This is a genomic window from Desulfosarcina cetonica JCM 12296, assembly GCF_001311845.1.
GTDB classification, from domain to species: domain Bacteria; phylum Desulfobacterota; class Desulfobacteria; order Desulfobacterales; family Desulfosarcinaceae; genus Desulfosarcina; species Desulfosarcina cetonica.
This window is the reverse complement of the sequence record NZ_BBCC01000140.1, coordinates 1-17433: the sequence shown is the minus strand read 5'-3', so window position 1 is coordinate 17433 and position 17433 is coordinate 1. Positions and strand designations below refer to the sequence as shown.

Sequence of the window (17433 nt, the reverse complement as noted above, 5' to 3'; positions counted from 1 at the left end):
TACTTGACTAAACGAAAGGGCTTAACCCTTTCGGAAAGATTCACAGGGTGCATGATTTCGTCTTTGCCCGTCTATCATGGCGTGTAGGGGGGCCTGATGCGGAAAAAGGCGCTTTTTGTATTTCTGCTAAAAAAGAAGCGTCGCGCCCTAAAGTTTTTTCGTCCCAGGCCGATTTGGTTAACTGACCGCAGATCATAATCGTACAACCATATAAAAAAACGAAAGTATCCTGTCAATGCGCACCGTTGTTGGAATTGCTGCAATCCGATTGAGATTTGTTCTCGTTGACAACGGGTCGGTTTTTTAAGCGTGTTCATAAAAGGCCTTGATTGGCGGCGATGGGTCCGTTCAGACTGGCACAAGATCCGTAGATAGACGAATGGCAGAAAATATGGGGTATTCGGGTGTGTCAGCCACAAGATAGGGGCGATAATGGTTTAAGAGCTACAATATAGATTAACTATATACAATTATATATAATAGTCATATAATTTTCCTTGACAACCTTCTGGTGAAACGTTTGAATCATAGTCACAATCGGTTTCCGTTTCCAGTGAATCGATTACCCTATCGCATCGTAACCCCTATTGATTCGCGAGCATTGTGCTTTTTTTTGATTGTCATAAGACGATGGTTCAAATGGTAAAAAATTCGTTGAAAGAAGTTAGAGAATCCTTGTTGATGAGCAAATCGGAACTGGCGCGAGAGGCAAACATCTCCCCGATTACGATCACACGGATAGAAGCGGGGAAGCCGTGTCGGCTGGAGACCAAAAGGAAAATCCTGATTGCCCTGGGATACAATCTTTCGGATAGTAAAAAAATCTTTGGTGAATAAAAGAGCGAACCATGTTTTTTGCAAAAAAAGATCGACTCATTGGCCTTGATATCGGATCCCGATCCATTAAAGCCGCAGAAATATCCGAAACCAAAAAAGGTCGGATCCTTGAACGATTCGGAATCATCGACATTCCTCAAGGGCTGATCGAAGATGGTGCCATCAAGGATGCCGATCAGGTTGCCGACACCATCCGCCAATTATTCAAGAATTATGGGATAAAAGGACAGAATGTGGCACTCTCGATTGGCGCTATTCGGTGATCGTAAAAAAGATCAACGTTCAATCCATGTCCGAGGAGCAGCTGCAGGACACCATTAGTTTCGAGGCGGAGCAGTACATCCCGTTCGACATCTCGGACGTCAACCTGGATTTTCAAATTTTAGGGGAAAACGAAAATAACCCCAACCAAATGAATGTGCTGCTCGTGGCCGCGAAAAAAGAGATGGTCAATGATTACGTCAACCTTACCCAGATGGCGGGGTTGACGCCCTGCATTATTGACGTGGATGCTTTTGCCCTGCAAAACATTTACGAGTACAACTATACGCCAGCAGCAGACGAGAACATCGCCCTTATCGATATCGGTGCCAGTAAAACCTCGTTGAATATTCTCAAAGGCAGCGCCTCGGTGTTTATGCGTGATGTTTCCCTGGGCTGCGGCCAGATCAATCAGAAAATTTCATCCCTGATCGATTGTTCCATCGAAGAAGCCGAGCAGATCAAATTTGGTAATCAGTCCGAGAAAATAACCGCCGGGGACCTTTCCGATATCATCTCCTCGGTGGTTTCCGATTGGTGTACCGAGATCAGGCGCGCGTTGGACTTTTTCTATTCAACCTACCCTGACGATCAGATAAAGAAAATTGTTCTCAGCGGAGGTGGTGGCAACATTAAAGAATTCAGGCAACTTTTGTCGGTTGAAACGTCCGCGGAAGTGGTCACGATCAACCCCTTTGAGGGCCTTCACATCGACGATAACCGGTTTGATGTGGAATTCCTTAAACGCATATCACCCCAGGCCTCGATTTGTATGGGACTGGCAACGAGAAAAGTTGATGATAAATGATACGCATTAATCTACTCCCATTTCGTGCCGCACGTAAAAAAGAGAATGTCAGGCGACAGCTGTCGGTGTTTTTACTGTCGTTTTTTTGGTGGTGATTGTTGCCGGTTGGTTCAGTCATTATCTATCGGCAAAGGTCAATGCGCTGAATGCAACAATCAAAGAGACCCGGGCAAAAGTTGAGAAATACAATAAAATCAATAAAGAAATCGAAGAGATCAAAAGAAAACTAGACATCCTGAACAAGAAGATCGAGGTCATCAGGTCCTTGGACCTGACCCGCAAGGCGCCGGTCGCGTTGCTCAGCGACATGTCCCAACTGGTCGTCGACAAGCAAATGTGGCTAACCCATATCCAGGATCGAGCCAACAATGTCCAGGTTACGGGTATCGCCTTGGATAACCCGACGGTCGCCGAGTATATGACCCGAATCGAAGCCTCTGATCGATACACCCACGTCAAACTGATTTCGATCAATCAGGATACCTCGTTTAAAGGCCTGTCACTTAAACGATTTGACATCCGGTTTGACAAAGCCCCCTTAAAAACAGAACTGAAATAGGTGTTGAGGAAATGAACAAGGGCAAAGCGGTTTCCACTGAACAAATCAATCCTTTTTTTGAAAAGCTCGAGCAGCTTTCCAAAGTCCAACGGATACTCATCTGGATTGGCATTCTGGCTTTGGTCATTGGCGGTTTTGTCTACTTCTCGTATCTTCCCAAGTTCAAACAGATCGATAGGCTCGCCGGCGATTTGACCAAAGTCCAAAAAGAGCTGGAAGTTGCCAAGAACAATGCCCGTGAACTGAATGCTTACCGGAAGAAGATGCAGGACGCCGAAGAACAATTCAAAATTGTCATGCGCGCCCTGCCTGAAAAAGAAGAGATCCCAACCTTGTTAACCGGAATCTCGAAGGCGGGCAAGGACTCCGGGCTGACATTTGTCTTGTTCCAACCCAAACCCGAAGTGAAAAAGGACTTTTACGCTGAAATTCCCTTGGCGTTGCGTGTTACCGGGGACTACCATGGTGTTGCCACTTTTTTCGAAAGCGTCGCTGAACTGAACCGGATTGTAAACATCCGGGATATCAACATGACACCGGAAAAAGAGGATAATCTGTTGACAACGACCTGTACGGCGGTGACTTACAAGTTCCTTGAGACCTCAGGGGCGCCAACGCTCCGCCAAGAAGATCGAAAAAAAGATAGAAGTGATAAAACCATGCCAATGCAACTTAAACAATCCTCTATCATCGTCGCCGCCATCATTTTGTTGACGCTTTCCTGCTGGAGTTGCGGGGATCAGAAGCCCGAGCCCAAGCCGCCTGTCGTCAGCAAAAAGATCCCTGTCCAACCTGCCCCGGAACCGGTCACCAAACCGGTTGAAGCGGCAGCGCCTTCCGCTTCACGGCAAACACCGGAAGCGACGCCGGAGAGCACGGAAGCGCCTCAAATGGCAAAACGGATCTATGATCCCAAGGTGCGCTTGAATCCTTTTATCCCGTTGTTCCGTTCAGAAGATGCGGAAGCATCCGCACCGGTGAGCGAGAAATCGAAACGAAAAAAACGGATCCCGCAGACACCGTTGGAGAAAATCAGCCTGGAGCAACTCAAGTTGGTGGGCATCATCCGTGCCGCCACGGGAAACCGGGCACTTGTGGAAGATAGCAGCGGAAAAGGCTACATTATAAAAAAAGGGACCTATATCGGATTGAACTCGGGAATTGTGACCCAGATCGACGCCGGCAGCATCTTTATCGAAGAAGAGCTGGAAAACCTGATGGGTGAGCTGGTTCTGCAAAATACCGAAATGAAACTTCAGAAACCTGCTGGAGAGTAATATGCGCAACTTAAGGATCAAATTTTTAGAAAGAATCACATCCGTTTTTTGCATGGCCTTGGTTGTCGCCTTCGTGTTTGCCGGCTGTGCGGCCCAACAATCGGGAATGCAGAAAGGGGAGACCCCAGCGGCGGAAATAACATCGATCGAACTATCCCCGGAAAGCGATTATCTCGATGTCGTGATCAGCGGTACGGCGCCCTTGACGTATACGTCGGTCAAACAGCCGCTGCCACTGGGTGTCGTGCTTTATTTCCCGAATACCCGGTTGAATGTCGCCAATGCGGATCTTCGGTCTTCGGAAACGCCTGTTGCATCGATTCATGCTGCCCAGGTCGAGGCCAAGACCAACACGGCGCGTGTTGAGATCCTCCTGGCATCCGATACGGCCTATCACGTTGTTCAAGACGGCAGGGCGCTTAAAGTGAAATTCTCAAAAATTGGGGCCGCCGGCGTGATACCCCCTGCCACGACGTCTCAGGCGATGGCAACCGACACGTCGTCATCCAATCTACCAAGCCCCTCCCCAACTGCGGTGACAACGGGTGTTTATCAGGGACCGGCGCTCCCGTGAGACATGAAAAACCGATCTGGGTGAATCGTATCGATTTCCTGGGTGAGCCGAGCGGCCGTTCGACCCTGTCGATCGAAACCACCGCGGCCGTGGATTATGATCTGAGAAAAGTTTCGGATACGTTGTTGGAGCTGCGCTTGACGGGCGCCAACATTGCCGAATTCAGACAGCGCCCCCTGATCACCACACGCTACCAAAGCGCCGTGAATCGAATCATGCCGGTTCAATTGCCCTCAATGAAGGGATACTCCGTATTTTCGATCGAGCTGCGGGAGCCGGTGGGCTATCACGTCGAGCAGGTCGGCAGCCTGTTGCTGGTCCACTTTGATGCCTCCTCCGTACCTCCGGCACCTGTCGAACAGGTGGGGCTGCCGGCGTGGAAGGACGCGCTTTCAGAGATCGTCGAGCCCGAGATGCCGCCCTCCTCCGGTTCCATGACATTGTCACAGGCCAAGCCGGGCAGGGGGAACGGCGATGTGGTTTCCGTGCCAGATGTCGTCCTGGATCCGGACCAGGCCATGGTGATCACAAAAAAGACCAAGACCTTCACGGGTGAGAAGATTGCGCTGGATTTCTACCAGACGGATATCAAAAATGTCTTCCGGATCCTACGTGAAGTCAGCGGTAAGAATTTTGCCATCGACAAGGACGTCACCGGCAAGGTGACCTTGACCTTGGATAAGCCGGTTCCCTGGGACCAGGTCATGGACTTGGTGCTGCGGATGAACCAACTGGGAATGGTGGTAGAGGGCGACATCATCCGCATTGCCACCCTGGCCACCCTGAAACAGGAAAACGACCTGCGTAAGGCGCAGATTGCCTCTCTGCAAAAGGAACGGGAGCAGATCAAATCCCTTGAGCCGCTTGAAACCCGGTATATTCCCATCAGCTATTCCAATGCAGCGACCGAGGTCCTGCCCCATATTCAGAACATCGTGACGAAGGATCGCGGGTCGGTCTCCGTGGACAGCAAAAACAACCAAATCATCATTACCGACACAGCTGACAAGATTGCTCAGGCAATTGAAATCGCAAGGCAAATCGACAAGGTGACCTCACAGGTGATCATCGAAGCGCGGATCGTCGAGGTCAGCGAATCCTTTTCCAAGGAATTGGGCTTCAAGTGGGGCGGGAGCGTTGGCGACGTCACTTGGAATGGTGGGAAGTTCAGTGCCAACAGCACCGTCGCGATGAATTTTCCGGCAGCCTCGGAAAGTTCTATCGGTTTCACCTTGGAGCGCTTGGTGGGCACCCAATTTGCCATTGACGCCGAGCTGAGTGCCCTGGAAACCAACGGGCACGCCAAGATCCTCTCCTCCCCCAAAATCGTTACGCTGAATAACAAAAAGGCCAAAATCAAGCAGGGACAGGAGTATGGTTACCTGGAAAGGGATTCCGCCGGCGGCTCTTCCGTATCTTTTAAGGACGTTGACCTGCTCCTGGAAGTCACCCCCCACGTGACGCCGGACAATCGCATTTCATTGACCATCATGATTACCAAAAACGATGTCGTCGATTTTGTCGACGGTGTTCCCGTTATCTCCACCAATGAAGCTGAAACCCAGCTGCTGGTCAATGATGGCGATACGATCGTCATCGGCGGCATCATCAAAGCCACTACCTCGGAAGCGAAACAAGCGTTCCCAGGACTACACAAGATTCCCATCCTTGGATGGCTTTTCCAGGATAATTTGGAAGAGAAGGACAACAGCGAATTGCTGATTTTCATGAATCCGAAAATTGTTCAATTGGAGCAGCGTTCGGCCCTTTTCTAGAGATAGCGTTTCCCCATGGACTGATAATGATTGCCCTGCCGGGTTAACGGCAGGGCAATTTGTTTTTTGAGGATCAACCCCCTTATTTCCGTGCGCCCTCAATCTTTGATGCAGTCGTAACAATTCGTATTCCCGGCGGATTCGTAAAAGGCCCGAGATCAAGGCTTGCGAATCCTGAGGAATGAGGTGTACCTGGCGTACACCGCAGTGACGAAGGATGAAGCGTAACGCCGATATCGGGTTTTTTACGAATCCGTCATCTCCGCCACCGATACCCGAGCAGCTACGACTTCAAATCGATCCGGTCGATACGAAACCGGAATTGGTTTCTCGGCCGGTCTTGAAAATAGTATTGCAGCGTTTTTTCAATAACGGTAAAGGCGATGGCATCCCAAGGAATTTCGGCCTGCCGCATCAGTTTCACCTCGGCGCTTTCAAGGGTGGGATGGAAGTCCCGTGCCTGTAATCGGGCGGTGAACAGCAAATAGATCTGGTGGATGTAGACGATGTCGACCAACAGGTAAGGCTTCAAATCGGTCACCCGGCTGCCTGTTTCCTCGTATGTTTCCCGGCAGGCGCCTTCGACTGTTGTTTCGCCATTTTCCAGAAAGCCGGCCGGCAGCGTCCAAAGTCCTTTGCGGGGCTCAATATCCCGGCGGCACATGAGGATGTGATCCTCCCATACCGGGATGCAGCCCACAACGACTTTGGGATTCTGATAATGGACGGCGCCGCAAGACGTACAGACGTAACGGGGGTGGTTATCATCGGCGGGAATCGTGAGCCTGACCGGTTTCCCGCAATGGGAGCAAAAATTCATGCGCTTAAATCTCCATGCGGGTAACGGAAATCATCCCGCTGAAGCAGACATCCACATCGCTACCGGGCGAGCGGGGGCGATCATGAATGACGCCCTGGTAATGATAGGCACCATCGGCCTGAATGTAGTGATAATGATGCGGGTGTTTGTCCAATGGGCAGCATCGATGTTCGATGGGCGGGGTGGCGTTTATCGGGCTGGGCAGGTTGATGTTCCAATAAGACCCGATCGCTATGGGCTTTTTCAGGATCAGAGGGATCAGGTGGGCAACCTGGGCCTGGGTGCTTGACCAGTCAATGGTCCATTGCGCGGCGATGTACTGGGAGACGGCCATGGCGCGAACCCCTAAAATGGCCGCTTCGCGGGCGGCCGCAACGGTTCCGGATTGATAGACGTCGCTTCCCAGGTTGGCTCCCGGATTGATACCGGCAATCACCCAGTCCGCCTCGGAAACAAACTGTTTGATGGCCAAGCGCACACAATCCGCTGGGGTGGCATGCACCACATAGGTATGATGATCCAGCCGGTCCACCCGGATCGGCTCGCGCATGGTCACCCGATGGCCGATATTCGACTGGGGCGTTGCCGGTGCGACGACGATGGTTTCACCCAAGGGCGACACGGCTTGAATCAAGGCCGTCAGCCCAGGTTGGTCATAGCCATCATCATTGCTGATTACAATCTTCACAAGGACTCCAGAAAAGAAGAGGGGCCGGAATATGCATGGCGCGATGGGGGTATCCGCCCCGAGATAATCCCATTGGCCGAGTTCATGTTCGTGTTGTTGGGTTCAATGGGGACGAGGGAAAAAGCGGTTCCAACATAGGGAAAAATGCCGATGCTGACAAGAGCTATATTTCGTTGGGAATCCAGTAGCGCATCTGGCGATCGCTGTGTGGTTCCACCTAAAGGGCTTGTTGCCCAATGGGTCCTATGGTAAGTCGAAAAACGGTTCGCTCTTGGAGCACGGTAGCCCTGGCGTACCTTGGAAAGACCCATCGTGTTTAAGATAATGTTTTTGGCAAGGCCAGAGGGAGGAAGTCGTATTGTAATACTGCGACGACCGATAACGCAGCCCAAAAACATTATCTTGAACGCTATATCTATTCGGTCTCAATCACCACCCCCAATACCCATCAGGAGACGACGATGACTGGTTCGACGCCAACCCGCCAAGCGGCCCTTACCCTGCTTAAAACGTACAATCAAAGTGATAGCCTCATCAAGCACGCTTATGCTGTGGAAGGGGTCATGCGCTATATGGCCCGAAAATACGGTGAGGATGAAGAAACCTGGGGGATTGTCGGTCTGATCCACGATCTCGATTACGAGCAGTTTCCTGATCAGCACTGCGCCAAAACAGAAGACATCCTACGGCAAAACCAGTGGCCTGAGCATTTGATTCGCGCCGTGGTCAGCATGGTTGGGGGATCTGCTCGGATGTCAAACCCGAATCCACCATGGAAAAGGTGCTCTACGCCATTGACGAGCTGACCGGCCTGGTCGCCACCTCGGCGCTGGTGCGACCGACCAAGAGCGTGATGGATATGACGGCCAAATCGGTTAAAAAGAAATGGAAGGACAAACGTTTCGCCGCTGGGGTGGACCGCTCGATTATTCAGCAGGGAGCCGATATGTTGGGCGTGGAACTGGGCGATCTGATCACCGATACCATCATGGGGATGCGCGAGGTGGCCGAAGCCGTTGGGCTGAAAGGAGATGCGTCGCATGGAATGTAAAAAGGACAGCAATCTCAATCGTTGCAATTGCTCTTACGAACCGTGTTCCCGCAAAGGTGTGTGCTGTGATTGCCTGAAATACCACATTCGCATGCGACAGCTGCCGGCCTGCGTCTTCCCCGACGATGCTGAACGGACCTTTGACCGCAGCTTCGAGCATTTCGCCCGCCTGGTAAAGGAAAAACGGGTCTGATCCGTCAGCAGCAGCCGTCCGGACCGCCGCAGCTCGCATTTTCCTTGCCATGAATCCAGCCAGAGATGATATAGGCCGCGCAACCCACTCCGGGCGTGACCCGGATGGCCTCGGTGGGACAATTCAGGCGCAGGCGCCGCACTCCATGCAACCGTCCGGATCCGCCAAACGCACCTTTCTTTCGCCGTCCCTGGCGAAGACGCTGTGAGGGCAGACAAGAATGCAGTTGCCGCAGCCAATGCAGCGCTCGTTTTCATAGGCGAGGGTGGTCACTCCCCGCAGATATCGCAAATCTCGCATGGTTTGGCTCCTCCTTACAGAAAACCGGCGCTGACCCAAAGCACGGCGGCGATCAGACCGCCGGCGGCCTGGGCGGGGATGGCCCGCCGCATCTCTTTCTCCACGCCAGTGGGAGACGTAAATGGGGTCGAACCGGTGAAGTTCATGGCCAGGTAAGAACTCAGTGCCATGATAAATAGTGCCAGGGCCAGCATTTCTGTCTTTGTCAACTGACCGGTTGTACGGATGGCCAGCAGGGCGCTGGCGGCCATGCCGATGGCGACGCCCTTGATTGAAAAGGCCCTTCCGGGTAGCCAGGGTAGCAGCGCTGGGGCCAGGACCGTGCCGGCGACAATGGCCAGAAGGTACGCCAGAAAGGCCAGCATCCCCCGTGTCAGTGCGGCATGAATGGAAAAGAGGCCCGGACTGATGCCGGATAGCAGCAGTAGGGCCGGCAAAACGATCAGGGTCGTTTTGCCCAGGTGGGTGAGCTCCACCGGGATCAATTTCATTCGTTCAGCCAGATTGAAGGTAACGCGGCGCATGGCATCACTGGCTTGCAGGCCGCCATCAAGGAACGCGATAATGTCCCGTGCGTGGACCGGCCCCCAGACGACCTCGAACCCGCACTGTTTTTTGACTTGTCGCGCGGCGACACCGGTGGCGGCAAGTTGTGGCAGGATCAGGCGCCGGTGGGTAACGAGTTTGTCGAGGCCGACGGCCACCACCTGCTTGGCGACCTCATCGGCGGAAAACGACCCCTTGCCGGCTGCACACCAGACGTTGATGCCATTGGTTTCCACCACCAGGATCCATGCGTGGATACCGGCCAGATGCGAGCGCAGGACGTCAAATGAGAGTTTGTAATTGGCGGTCACCAGCACGGGGGAATCGGCGACCGGTTTGCCGGTGGCATAGATTCCCGGGGCGATCCGGTAGCGGTCCCGTCCGATACCCAGACGACAACCGATGGTGGCCCGCCGGTCGGCGCGGGTGACCTCGGTTCGCACCTGGGGGACCGATCCGGCCGGTGTCTCCATGAAATTCACCACAAAATCCAACAGACGATAACCGGGTTTTTCATGGGGGGCGTGTGCCACAGCGGAAGATACGCCGCAGCAGACGCTCGTTTTTGAACCTGCCATGGGAAAATCCGAGATTGGCATGGCAGGGCCATCCAGGCAATTGCATGCGGACGGTTCGCAGTCGTGACTTTTTTCAGAGCAGCATGATGTCATCGTGTTTCCCGTTGGTTGAACCTGTTTTTTCTCGCAGTGATCATTGGAAATGACCGTTCAGATGGCCGCCGTCATCTTCTTGAACTGCTCCAGCACCTCCCGATCCAGACAGTAGCAGGTCCGTGGCCCCTCCACTTCACCTCTGACCAAACCTGCAGTTTTGAGTATTTTCAGATGCTGGCTGACTGTCGATTGCGCCAGAGGGAGGATCTGAACGATCTCCCCGCAAATGCATTGGTCGACCGCCTTGAGATATCTCACGATTCTAATCCTGGCCGGGTGAGCCAACGCTTTGCAGATGTTGGCGAAGGTTTCGGCATCCTGCGGTGTGTCGTTCAATGGCGTCATCCTTTAATCGTTATTCGACGATATACGATGAGCTGTCGGCTGTCAAATAGGTTTTCGAATGGGTAGCCCTTGGCCGGAAAAATAAAGGCCAGGGCACCGGGCCCTGGCCTTGGTCATGGGTAGTGGGTGAGGCGTGGATCAGTTGGGCGTCTGGATTTGTTTTGCGCCTTCAATGGCCAGATCCACGGTGGACGGATCGGCCAAGGTGGAGGTGTCGCCCAGGGATTTTCGGTCGAAATCGCCGGCGGCGATCTTCTTCAGGATTCGTCGCATGATCTTGCCGGATCGTGTTTTGGGCAAGGAATCCGCCCACTGGAGCATTTCCGGCGTGGCAATGGGGCCGATCTCGTTGCGAACATGGGCCACCAGTTCTTTTTTCAACGCCTCGGTTTTCTCGACACCGGAGTTGACGGTGACAAAGGCATAGATCGATTGCCCCTTGACCGGATGCGGGTAGCCGACCACCGCCGCCTCGGCCACGGACGGATGCGATACCAGGGCCGACTCGACTTCGGCGGTGCCCATACGGTGGCCGGAAACATTGATCACGTCGTCTACCCGGCCAGTGATCTGGTAATAGCCGTCTTTGTCCCGCTTGCATCCGTCACCGGTGGTATAGACCCCTTCGAACTGGGTAAAATAGGTATCGAAAAACCGTTGGGGGTTTTTATAGACCCCGCGCATCTGGCCGGGCCAGGAGCGCTTGATGATCAGGTTCCCCTGGCAGGGGCCTTCCAGCTCGTCGCCGGCGTCGTCCACAATGGCCGGCTCGACCCCGAAGAAGGGCACGGTCGCCTGGGCCGGTTTGATGTCGATCGCGCCGGGCAGGGGAGAAATCAGAATCCCGCCGGTTTCGGTCTGCCACCAGGTGTCGACGATGGGGCATTCACCGCGTCCGATGTTTTGATAGTACCAGTTCCAGGCTTCGGGGTTCAGCGGCTCACCCACGGAGCCCAGCAGCCGGATTGAAGAGATGTCGTGCTGCTTGACCCACGAATCCCCTTCCTTGGCCAGCGCGCGGATGGCCGTTGGGGCGGTGTAGAAGATGTTGATTTTGTATTTGTCGACAATGGCCCAAAAACGACCGAAGTCCGGGTAGTTGGGGACACCTTCGAACATGACCGAGGTGGCGCCGTTGCAAAGCGGACCGTAAACGATGTACGAGTGGCCGGTAACCCATCCGATGTCTGCCGTACACCAATAAATGTCGCCGTCATGGTAATCGAAGATCAGTTTGTGGGTAAACGAGACATAGGTAAGATATCCGCCGGTGGTATGCATGACGCCTTTGGGCTTCCCGGTGGAGCCGGAGGTGTAGAGGATGAACAGTGGATCCTCGCGTCCATCTCCTCGGGCGGACAGTCGGTGCCGACCGTTTCGGCCTCTTGATGATACCATTTGTCGATTTTATCGTTCCAATCGACCTGAACTTGATTGCCAACGCGTTCGACCACCAGGTGGGTCTTTATGGTCGGGCAGGATTCGATGGCCTTGTCGGCATTGGCTTTCTGGGGAATGGCCTTGGGACCGCGGAAGGTACCATCGCACGAAACCACCAGAACGCTCTCACTGTCTTTGATGCGGCTGGCCAGGGCTTCTGCGGAAAAGCCACCGAAAACCACCGCATGGATCGCCCCGATGCGCGAGCATGCCAGGATGCCGATGGCCAGCTCGGGGATCATGGGCAGGTAAAAGGTCACCACGTCACCTTTTTTAATTCCGCTGTTTTTCAGGACATTGGCGAATTTGCAAACCTCGGCATGCAAGGTCTTGTAGGTGAATTGTTTGCTTTCGCTGGGGTCGTTGCCCTCCCAGATCAGGGCCACCTGATCGCCCCGTTTTTCGAGATGACGATCCAGGCAGTTGTAGGAGACATTCAGCTTTGCGTTGGTGTACCATCGGATGTATAAATCTTCGGCGCTGGCGCCATAATTGAAATCCGAGACCTTGTCCCACTTCTTGAACCAGGTGACTTGCTCTTCGGCAACCTTTCCCCAGAACCCATCCGGATCGTCGATGGAGTCCTGCCACATTTTTTTGTATTGATCATAGCTTTGGATGTAGGCTTTTTTCCTGAAATCTTCGGGGACCGGATAAATTTCTTTCAATGTCACATCTGCCATGAATACCTCCGATGGGTTTAATAAGTAAAATGGAGCGAGCAATGGAAAAATGTTGAAGTGACGGCGTGATACCTATGGTTTCAAAATTGTGAACATAATTCAAAAAATAATTATATATGTTTTTTTATGTTGATCTATATTTATTGATATAGAATTACAATTTATATGCCAACAAAATAAATGTAAGTTTGCGAACAAGCTGAAACACTCTTTTACGCTTGTAATTAACTGTTTTATAATAAGTTTATTGTCTTGTCAGATGTGATGCGGATGAATGGAGAAGGAATGCGTTCAGGCGTAAAAAAAACCGAACCAACAAATTTTATTGTCGAAAAACGGACCGGTAGGCAAAAAAATAAAAAGTATTTTCTATCTGTTATATGGAGTTTACAATATATTTTGTAGATACAACTTTGTGGGCTGGCGCTCACCAGAGGGATGCTCCCCGATCAAGCAAGGGAACCGGTGATCAAGAGCGTCGCCGCAGCAGGCCGACGTACTCTTGATCACCACGGCCACACCTTTTTATTGAACCGCGTTTTTCAGCTCTGTTTTCCCAGGATCAGCCGGCAGACCTTGCTTTCCGGTGCCGCAATGAAGGCGAAGGAGAGGATAAACAGAGGGACGGCAAAGAAAAGGCCGACCACAGGCAGAATCAGAAAACCCAGGCCACCCAGGGCGATGGCTATCGGTAGAATAATCATGCCAACGGTTCGGCTCGACCATTTTTCATTGATGCAATCTTGTCGGTTCATATTGACCTCCAATAAAATTCCCGTCTGTAAACGGCTTGTTGTCTTCTGTGTCCCAAAGAAGCCCCACGCACAAGAAAGTTCGATTCTTACTGGTGCGTTCAGGTTTTTGGGGTTATACCATCTGACAACTAAGATGGGGATGAACGGGAAAAGGTCAATCTAAAAATTTTAGGCATGACGAAAAATACGGTACGGGCAGCAACCGGCGATACCCCGCCTCAATGGCGGATCACCACCCGTGCCCGTTCTTCCAGTGGCCTCAGGTCAACTTTTCCTTTGAGAAGATCTTGGATGCCAGTTCGACATCCTCGGGACAGAAAACGAAGAGACATTTGGCATCCGGTCCGGCCACGGAACCATAGACATAATTGATGTTGATTCCCTCCTCACCGAATTTGGAGGCCATGCGGGCCAGTTCGCCGGGCTTGTTCTCAAGTTGGATGGCGATGACCGGCATGATGTCGAAGGTATAGTCGTTTTGGGACAAAAGATCGATGGCCGCGTTGGTTTTGCCATCCTCGGCCAAAAGGCGGATCAGGGCGAATTGAGCCGAATCCTTGCGCATGGAGTTGTAGCTGGCCGCCGAGGCGATGCGTTTGAGGGATTTCCCACGGGCCTTGAACAACTCCAGGACGTAAGCCGACGCGTCCTGGATGGCCAGGGCATCGATATTGATATTGGCCTCTGCATGAGTTGTGCCAGGCGGCCCAGTTCTCCGGGTTCGTTTTTCAGGAAAAGGGATATTTCCGTTCTGACCATAACGCGCCTCCTTTATAAAAAAGATCGGGTAAGGGCTTCAGGGATTACGTTTATCTTTCAGAATGTTGTTGGAGATTACCACCCGCTGGATTTCCGAGGTGCCCTCATAGATGGTAAATACCCGGGCATCCCGGTAGTAGCGTTCCACCGGGTAATCGGTGGTGAATCCATACCCCCCATGCATCTGTAGTGCCTTGGCCGTGACGCGGTTGACCATTTCGGAAGCGAAAAGCTTGGCCATGGAGGCCTGGGTGGTGTAGCGTTCTTTACGATCCTTCATGGCCGCCGCGGACAGGGTCAGCTGGCGTGCGGCCTCGATCTCGGTGGCCATGTCGGCGATGATCCAGCGCAGTCCCTGGAACTTGGAGATTTTCTGGCCGAACTGGTCCCTCTCTTTGGCATAGCGCACCGCCGCATCGAAAGCCGCCTGAGCCACGCCGAGGCTCTGGGCGGCGATGCCGATGCGGCCGCCATCCAGCCCTTTCATAGCGATCTTGAAACCATCGCCCTCCTGGCCGAGCATGTCTGTGGCCGGCACGCGGCAATCCTCAAAATGCAGATCGGTGGTGTCCGAGGCGCGCAGTCCCATCTTGTCTTCCATGTTGCCCACCACCAGGCCCGGGTTGTCTTTTCTGACGATGAAAGCACTGATCCCCTTGTGACGGGCATCGGGGTCGGTTTTGGCCGTGACGATCACCAAACCGCCATTTTTCCCGCTGGTAATGAACCGCTTGGTACCGTTGATGATGTAATGATTCCCATCCCTGACCGCCGTGGTCTGCTGGCTGACCGGGTCGGACCCGGCCTCGGGTTCGGTGAGGGCAAAGGCGCCGATATACTGGCCCATGGCCAGATCCTTGAGGTAGTGCTGTTTTTGATCCTCGGTACCGAAATTGAGAATGCTTTCACAGACGATGGAGTTGTGCACGGACATGACCACGGCCGTGGAGGCGCACGAATAGGCGATTTCCGAAAGGGCGAGCACATAGCCCACGGTGTCCGAATCGGAGCCTTCGTACTTAAAGGGGACCATCATCCCCAACAATCCCAACTCGGCCATTTTTTTCAGGTTTTTGGCGGGAAATTCCTTGGTTTTATCCCGTTCGGCCGCGGTTTCGGCCACAACCTTGCGGGAGAACTCGCGGACCATGGACTGAATCATCAGTTGTTCGTCGGTCAGCTTGAATGACATGGTGGTATCCTTGTAACAGGGTAACGATCAGGCAGCGCGATATTCCGGCAGGGTTCCGGTTTTAGGAGATGTGTCGGCCTGACGACGGGTGGGTCGTCAATCGGGGCCAACGTATCCGATGCCGCTGCGGCGAAAGCACGATCGCTTACGGGTTGTAGATGACGACGATCAGTTCGGCATCGGTTTCCCCGGTATTTCGTAGCAGGTGCTGGATGCCGGAGTTAAAATGCAGGGAGTCGCCGGGGCCGAGGCTGTTGACGTGCTCACCGACCACCACCTCGACGGTCCCCTCCAGGACGTAGACGAACTCTTCGCCCACATGGTTGTAACTGACCCCCTTGTGGTCCTTGCGGGCGTCGATTTTGATCCGAAAGGCTTTCAAATGCTTGTTTTCCGCACCCGGTGTAAGCGTGGTGTAAGCGTAATTGGAGGTCCGCTTGGTAAACGCCTTGATGCGGTTTTGCATCCGGTCTTCTTCATCCTTGAGCAGGTCCCCGGAGTCGATCCCCAGCGCCCTCGAGATCTGCAGCAGCGATCCCACCGGTGGAGTAAGCGTGCCGGATTCCACCTGTTTGATGAAATCGACGGAAAAGCCGGTTTCGTTGGCCAGGGTTTCATAGGTCATTTTTTTGTTGGTCCGGGCTTTTTTGATGCGTTTGCCGACTGGCGTAAGATGGCCGGTTTTCTTGGCGGGCATGGTGCCTCCTTGCAAGAGGCTGCTATAAACAGCCTTTGAAAGAACTGAAGCCAGGGATTCAAGATCTCAAGTAGAAAACGCGGCATGGTGGGCCGCCGTTTATGTCTGATGCCTCGAATCCCCGGCCGCTTGCGAATTAATACTCGTAGAACCCTCTGCCGGTCTTTCTGCCCAGCCAGCCGGCTTCAACATATTTTCTCAGCAGCGGGCAGGGCCGATACTTGGAGTCCTTGAAGCCCTCGTAAAGGGTTTCCATGATGGACAGACAGGTGTCCAGGCCAATGAGGTCCGCCAGGGTCAGCGGTCCCATGGGATGGTTCATGCCCAGGCGCATGACCGTGTCGATGTCTTCCCGGGATCCGACGCCGTGATACAGGGCGAAAACCGCTTCGTTGATCATGGGAAGGAGGATGCGGTTGGCGATGAAGCCGGGGAAGTCATTGGCCAGGGCAGGGGTTTTGCCGAATTTGATGGAGAGGTCCCAGGTGGTCTGAAATGTCTCGTCCGAGGTGGCGATACCGCGGATGACCTCGACCAGTTTCATCACCGGCACCGGATTCATGAAGTGCATGCCGATGACCTTCTCCGGCCGGCTTGTCTGGCTGGCGATGCGGCCGATGGGAATGGATGAGGTGTTACTGGCCAGAATGATGCCGGGTTTGCAGATTTCGTCCAGATCCTTGAAGATCTTGAACTTCAGGGTCTCGTTTTCCGTGGCGGCTTCGACAACGAAATCGGCTTCGGCCATATCTTTCAGATCGGCGGTGATCTTGATGCGTCCGAGGATGGCGTCCTTGGTCTCAGCGGTGATCTTGCCTTTTTCCACGCTCTTGGTCAGCAGCTTGGTGATGTTGGCCAGGCCTTTTTCGGCAAACTCGATTTTGATATCGCTCATGATCACATTGAGGCCGGCAGTGGCCGCCACTTGCGCGATGCCGTTGCCCATCTGACCTGAGCCAATAACGCCAAAGGTGTTGATCTCCATTTTTCTCCTCCTGTAAGTGGTTTGAATAAAAATGTTTGGGTAAATGCGATGGTCGATCTATCTTTTATATCCATGCTTGCATGGATACGCCGAAGCAACATGGGCACCCATCGTTTGGCGCCCCGCCCCATGTCGCCGTTTTACCGTTTGACGATCAAGGCCACGGCTTCACCGCCGCCCAGGCAAAGGGAGGCCATACCGATCCGCTTATCCC

General features: G+C 53.2%; 21 protein-coding genes and 1 pseudogene. 10 read left to right on the top strand and 12 right to left on the bottom strand.

All coding sequences use genetic code 11. From position 1 onward, the window contains the following. Positions 1–630 precede the first annotated feature (630 nt). The 7 genes from JCM12296_RS24285 to JCM12296_RS24260 all read left to right on the top strand — a co-directional run bounded on the left by JCM12296_RS24285 (position 631) and on the right by JCM12296_RS24260 (position 6091). Positions 631–837 (top strand): helix-turn-helix transcriptional regulator, encoded by a 207-nt coding sequence (locus JCM12296_RS24285; RefSeq protein ID WP_306304117.1) that lies wholly within the window; start codon positions 631–633, stop codon positions 835–837. Positions 838–848: 11 nt separating this feature from the next. Further along, a complete protein-coding gene (gene pilM / locus JCM12296_RS48105; RefSeq protein ID WP_281492147.1) occupies positions 849–1100 on the top strand; it encodes a type IV pilus biogenesis protein PilM in 252 nt (83 codons plus the stop codon). Further along, positions 1097–1906 (top strand): type IV pilus assembly protein PilM, encoded by an 810-nt coding sequence (gene pilM / locus JCM12296_RS24280; protein ID WP_281492146.1) that lies wholly within the window; start codon positions 1097–1099, stop codon positions 1904–1906. The genes pilM (JCM12296_RS48105) and pilM (JCM12296_RS24280) overlap by 4 nt, the downstream gene beginning before the upstream one ends. A gap of 88 nt (positions 1907–1994) precedes the next feature. Next, on the top strand, positions 1995–2465 hold the full coding sequence (locus tag JCM12296_RS24275) for a PilN domain-containing protein (protein WP_157067862.1): 471 nt from the start codon (positions 1995–1997) through the stop codon (positions 2463–2465). 11 nt (positions 2466–2476) lie between these two features. Beyond that, a complete protein-coding gene (locus tag JCM12296_RS24270; protein ID WP_054698831.1) occupies positions 2477–3742 on the top strand; it encodes a pilus assembly protein PilP in 1266 nt (421 codons plus the stop codon). Between the two features lies 1 nt (position 3743). Continuing rightward, a complete protein-coding gene (locus tag JCM12296_RS24265) occupies positions 3744–4316 on the top strand; it encodes an AMIN domain-containing protein (protein WP_054698830.1) in 573 nt (190 codons plus the stop codon). Then, positions 4313–6091, top strand: coding sequence for a type IV pilus secretin PilQ (locus JCM12296_RS24260; RefSeq protein WP_054698829.1), 1779 nt, complete (start codon positions 4313–4315; stop codon positions 6089–6091). Before JCM12296_RS24265 ends, JCM12296_RS24260 begins: the two co-directional genes overlap by 4 nt. Before the next feature lie 283 nt (positions 6092–6374). Here the strand turns inward: JCM12296_RS24260 and JCM12296_RS24255 are convergent, their stop codons facing one another. Together JCM12296_RS24255 and surE are read right to left on the bottom strand one after the other, a co-directional pair. Beyond that, a complete protein-coding gene (locus JCM12296_RS24255; protein ID WP_054698828.1) occupies positions 6375–6911 on the bottom strand; it encodes an NUDIX hydrolase in 537 nt (178 codons plus the stop codon). Between the two features lie 4 nt (positions 6912–6915). Further along, positions 6916–7599: a 5'/3'-nucleotidase SurE gene (surE, locus tag JCM12296_RS24250; protein ID WP_054698827.1), complete on the bottom strand. Its 684-nt coding sequence runs from the start codon at positions 7597–7599 to the stop codon at positions 6916–6918. 461 nt (positions 7600–8060) lie between these two features. Between surE and JCM12296_RS45550 the strand changes: the two genes are divergently transcribed. The 3 genes from JCM12296_RS45550 to JCM12296_RS24240 are packed head-to-tail and all read left to right on the top strand — an operon-like array spanning position 8061 to position 8843. Further along, positions 8061–8405 carry an HD domain-containing protein gene (locus JCM12296_RS45550; RefSeq protein ID WP_246804817.1) on the top strand — a complete coding sequence of 115 codons (345 nt, stop codon included), beginning with the start codon at positions 8061–8063 and terminating at the stop codon, positions 8403–8405. Next, positions 8372–8650 carry a hypothetical protein gene (locus JCM12296_RS45545; protein WP_246804816.1) on the top strand — a complete coding sequence of 93 codons (279 nt, stop codon included), beginning with the start codon at positions 8372–8374 and terminating at the stop codon, positions 8648–8650. Before JCM12296_RS45550 ends, JCM12296_RS45545 begins: the two co-directional genes overlap by 34 nt. After that, the gene (locus tag JCM12296_RS24240; RefSeq protein ID WP_054698826.1) at positions 8640–8843 is read left to right on the top strand and encodes a DUF6485 family protein; all 204 of its coding nucleotides are present in this window, start codon (positions 8640–8642) and stop codon (positions 8841–8843) included. Before JCM12296_RS45545 ends, JCM12296_RS24240 begins: the two co-directional genes overlap by 11 nt. A gap of 4 nt (positions 8844–8847) precedes the next feature. On the opposite strand, the pseudogene hgcB reads toward JCM12296_RS24240, so the two are convergent. From hgcB to JCM12296_RS24195, 10 genes and pseudogenes are all read right to left on the bottom strand, one after another. Then, a pseudogene (gene hgcB / locus JCM12296_RS48100) lies at positions 8848–9143 on the bottom strand (mercury methylation ferredoxin HgcB). 14 nt (positions 9144–9157) lie between these two features. Further along, positions 9158–10360 (bottom strand): mercury methylation corrinoid protein HgcA, encoded by a 1203-nt coding sequence (hgcA, locus tag JCM12296_RS24230; RefSeq protein WP_252989036.1) that lies wholly within the window; start codon positions 10358–10360, stop codon positions 9158–9160. A gap of 57 nt (positions 10361–10417) precedes the next feature. Next, on the bottom strand, positions 10418–10699 hold the full coding sequence (locus JCM12296_RS24225) for an ArsR/SmtB family transcription factor (RefSeq protein ID WP_246804812.1): 282 nt from the start codon (positions 10697–10699) through the stop codon (positions 10418–10420). A gap of 147 nt (positions 10700–10846) precedes the next feature. Further along, the gene (locus JCM12296_RS48095) at positions 10847–12031 is read right to left on the bottom strand and encodes an acetate--CoA ligase (protein ID WP_422699168.1); all 1185 of its coding nucleotides are present in this window, start codon (positions 12029–12031) and stop codon (positions 10847–10849) included. Beyond that, a complete protein-coding gene (locus JCM12296_RS48090) occupies positions 11938–12831 on the bottom strand; it encodes an AMP-binding protein (RefSeq protein ID WP_281492144.1) in 894 nt (297 codons plus the stop codon). Before JCM12296_RS48090 ends, JCM12296_RS48095 begins: the two co-directional genes overlap by 94 nt. 542 nt (positions 12832–13373) lie before the next feature. Then, entirely contained in the window at positions 13374–13586 is a 213-nt protein-coding gene (locus JCM12296_RS24215) for a hypothetical protein (RefSeq protein WP_157067861.1), read from the bottom strand. A gap of 259 nt (positions 13587–13845) precedes the next feature. After that, positions 13846–14211, bottom strand: coding sequence for an amino acid-binding protein (locus JCM12296_RS24210; protein ID WP_246804810.1), 366 nt, complete (start codon positions 14209–14211; stop codon positions 13846–13848). A 171-nt stretch (positions 14212–14382) separates the two neighbouring features. Next, entirely contained in the window at positions 14383–15537 is a 1155-nt protein-coding gene (locus JCM12296_RS24205; protein WP_054698823.1) for an acyl-CoA dehydrogenase, read from the bottom strand. A gap of 145 nt (positions 15538–15682) precedes the next feature. Further along, on the bottom strand, positions 15683–16234 hold the full coding sequence (locus JCM12296_RS24200; protein ID WP_054698822.1) for a helix-turn-helix domain-containing protein: 552 nt from the start codon (positions 16232–16234) through the stop codon (positions 15683–15685). Positions 16235–16370: 136 nt separating this feature from the next. Then, complete coding sequence (locus JCM12296_RS24195; protein WP_054698821.1) at positions 16371–17219, bottom strand: 3-hydroxybutyryl-CoA dehydrogenase; 849 nt, start codon at positions 17217–17219, stop codon at positions 16371–16373. Positions 17220–17433 lie beyond the last annotated feature (214 nt).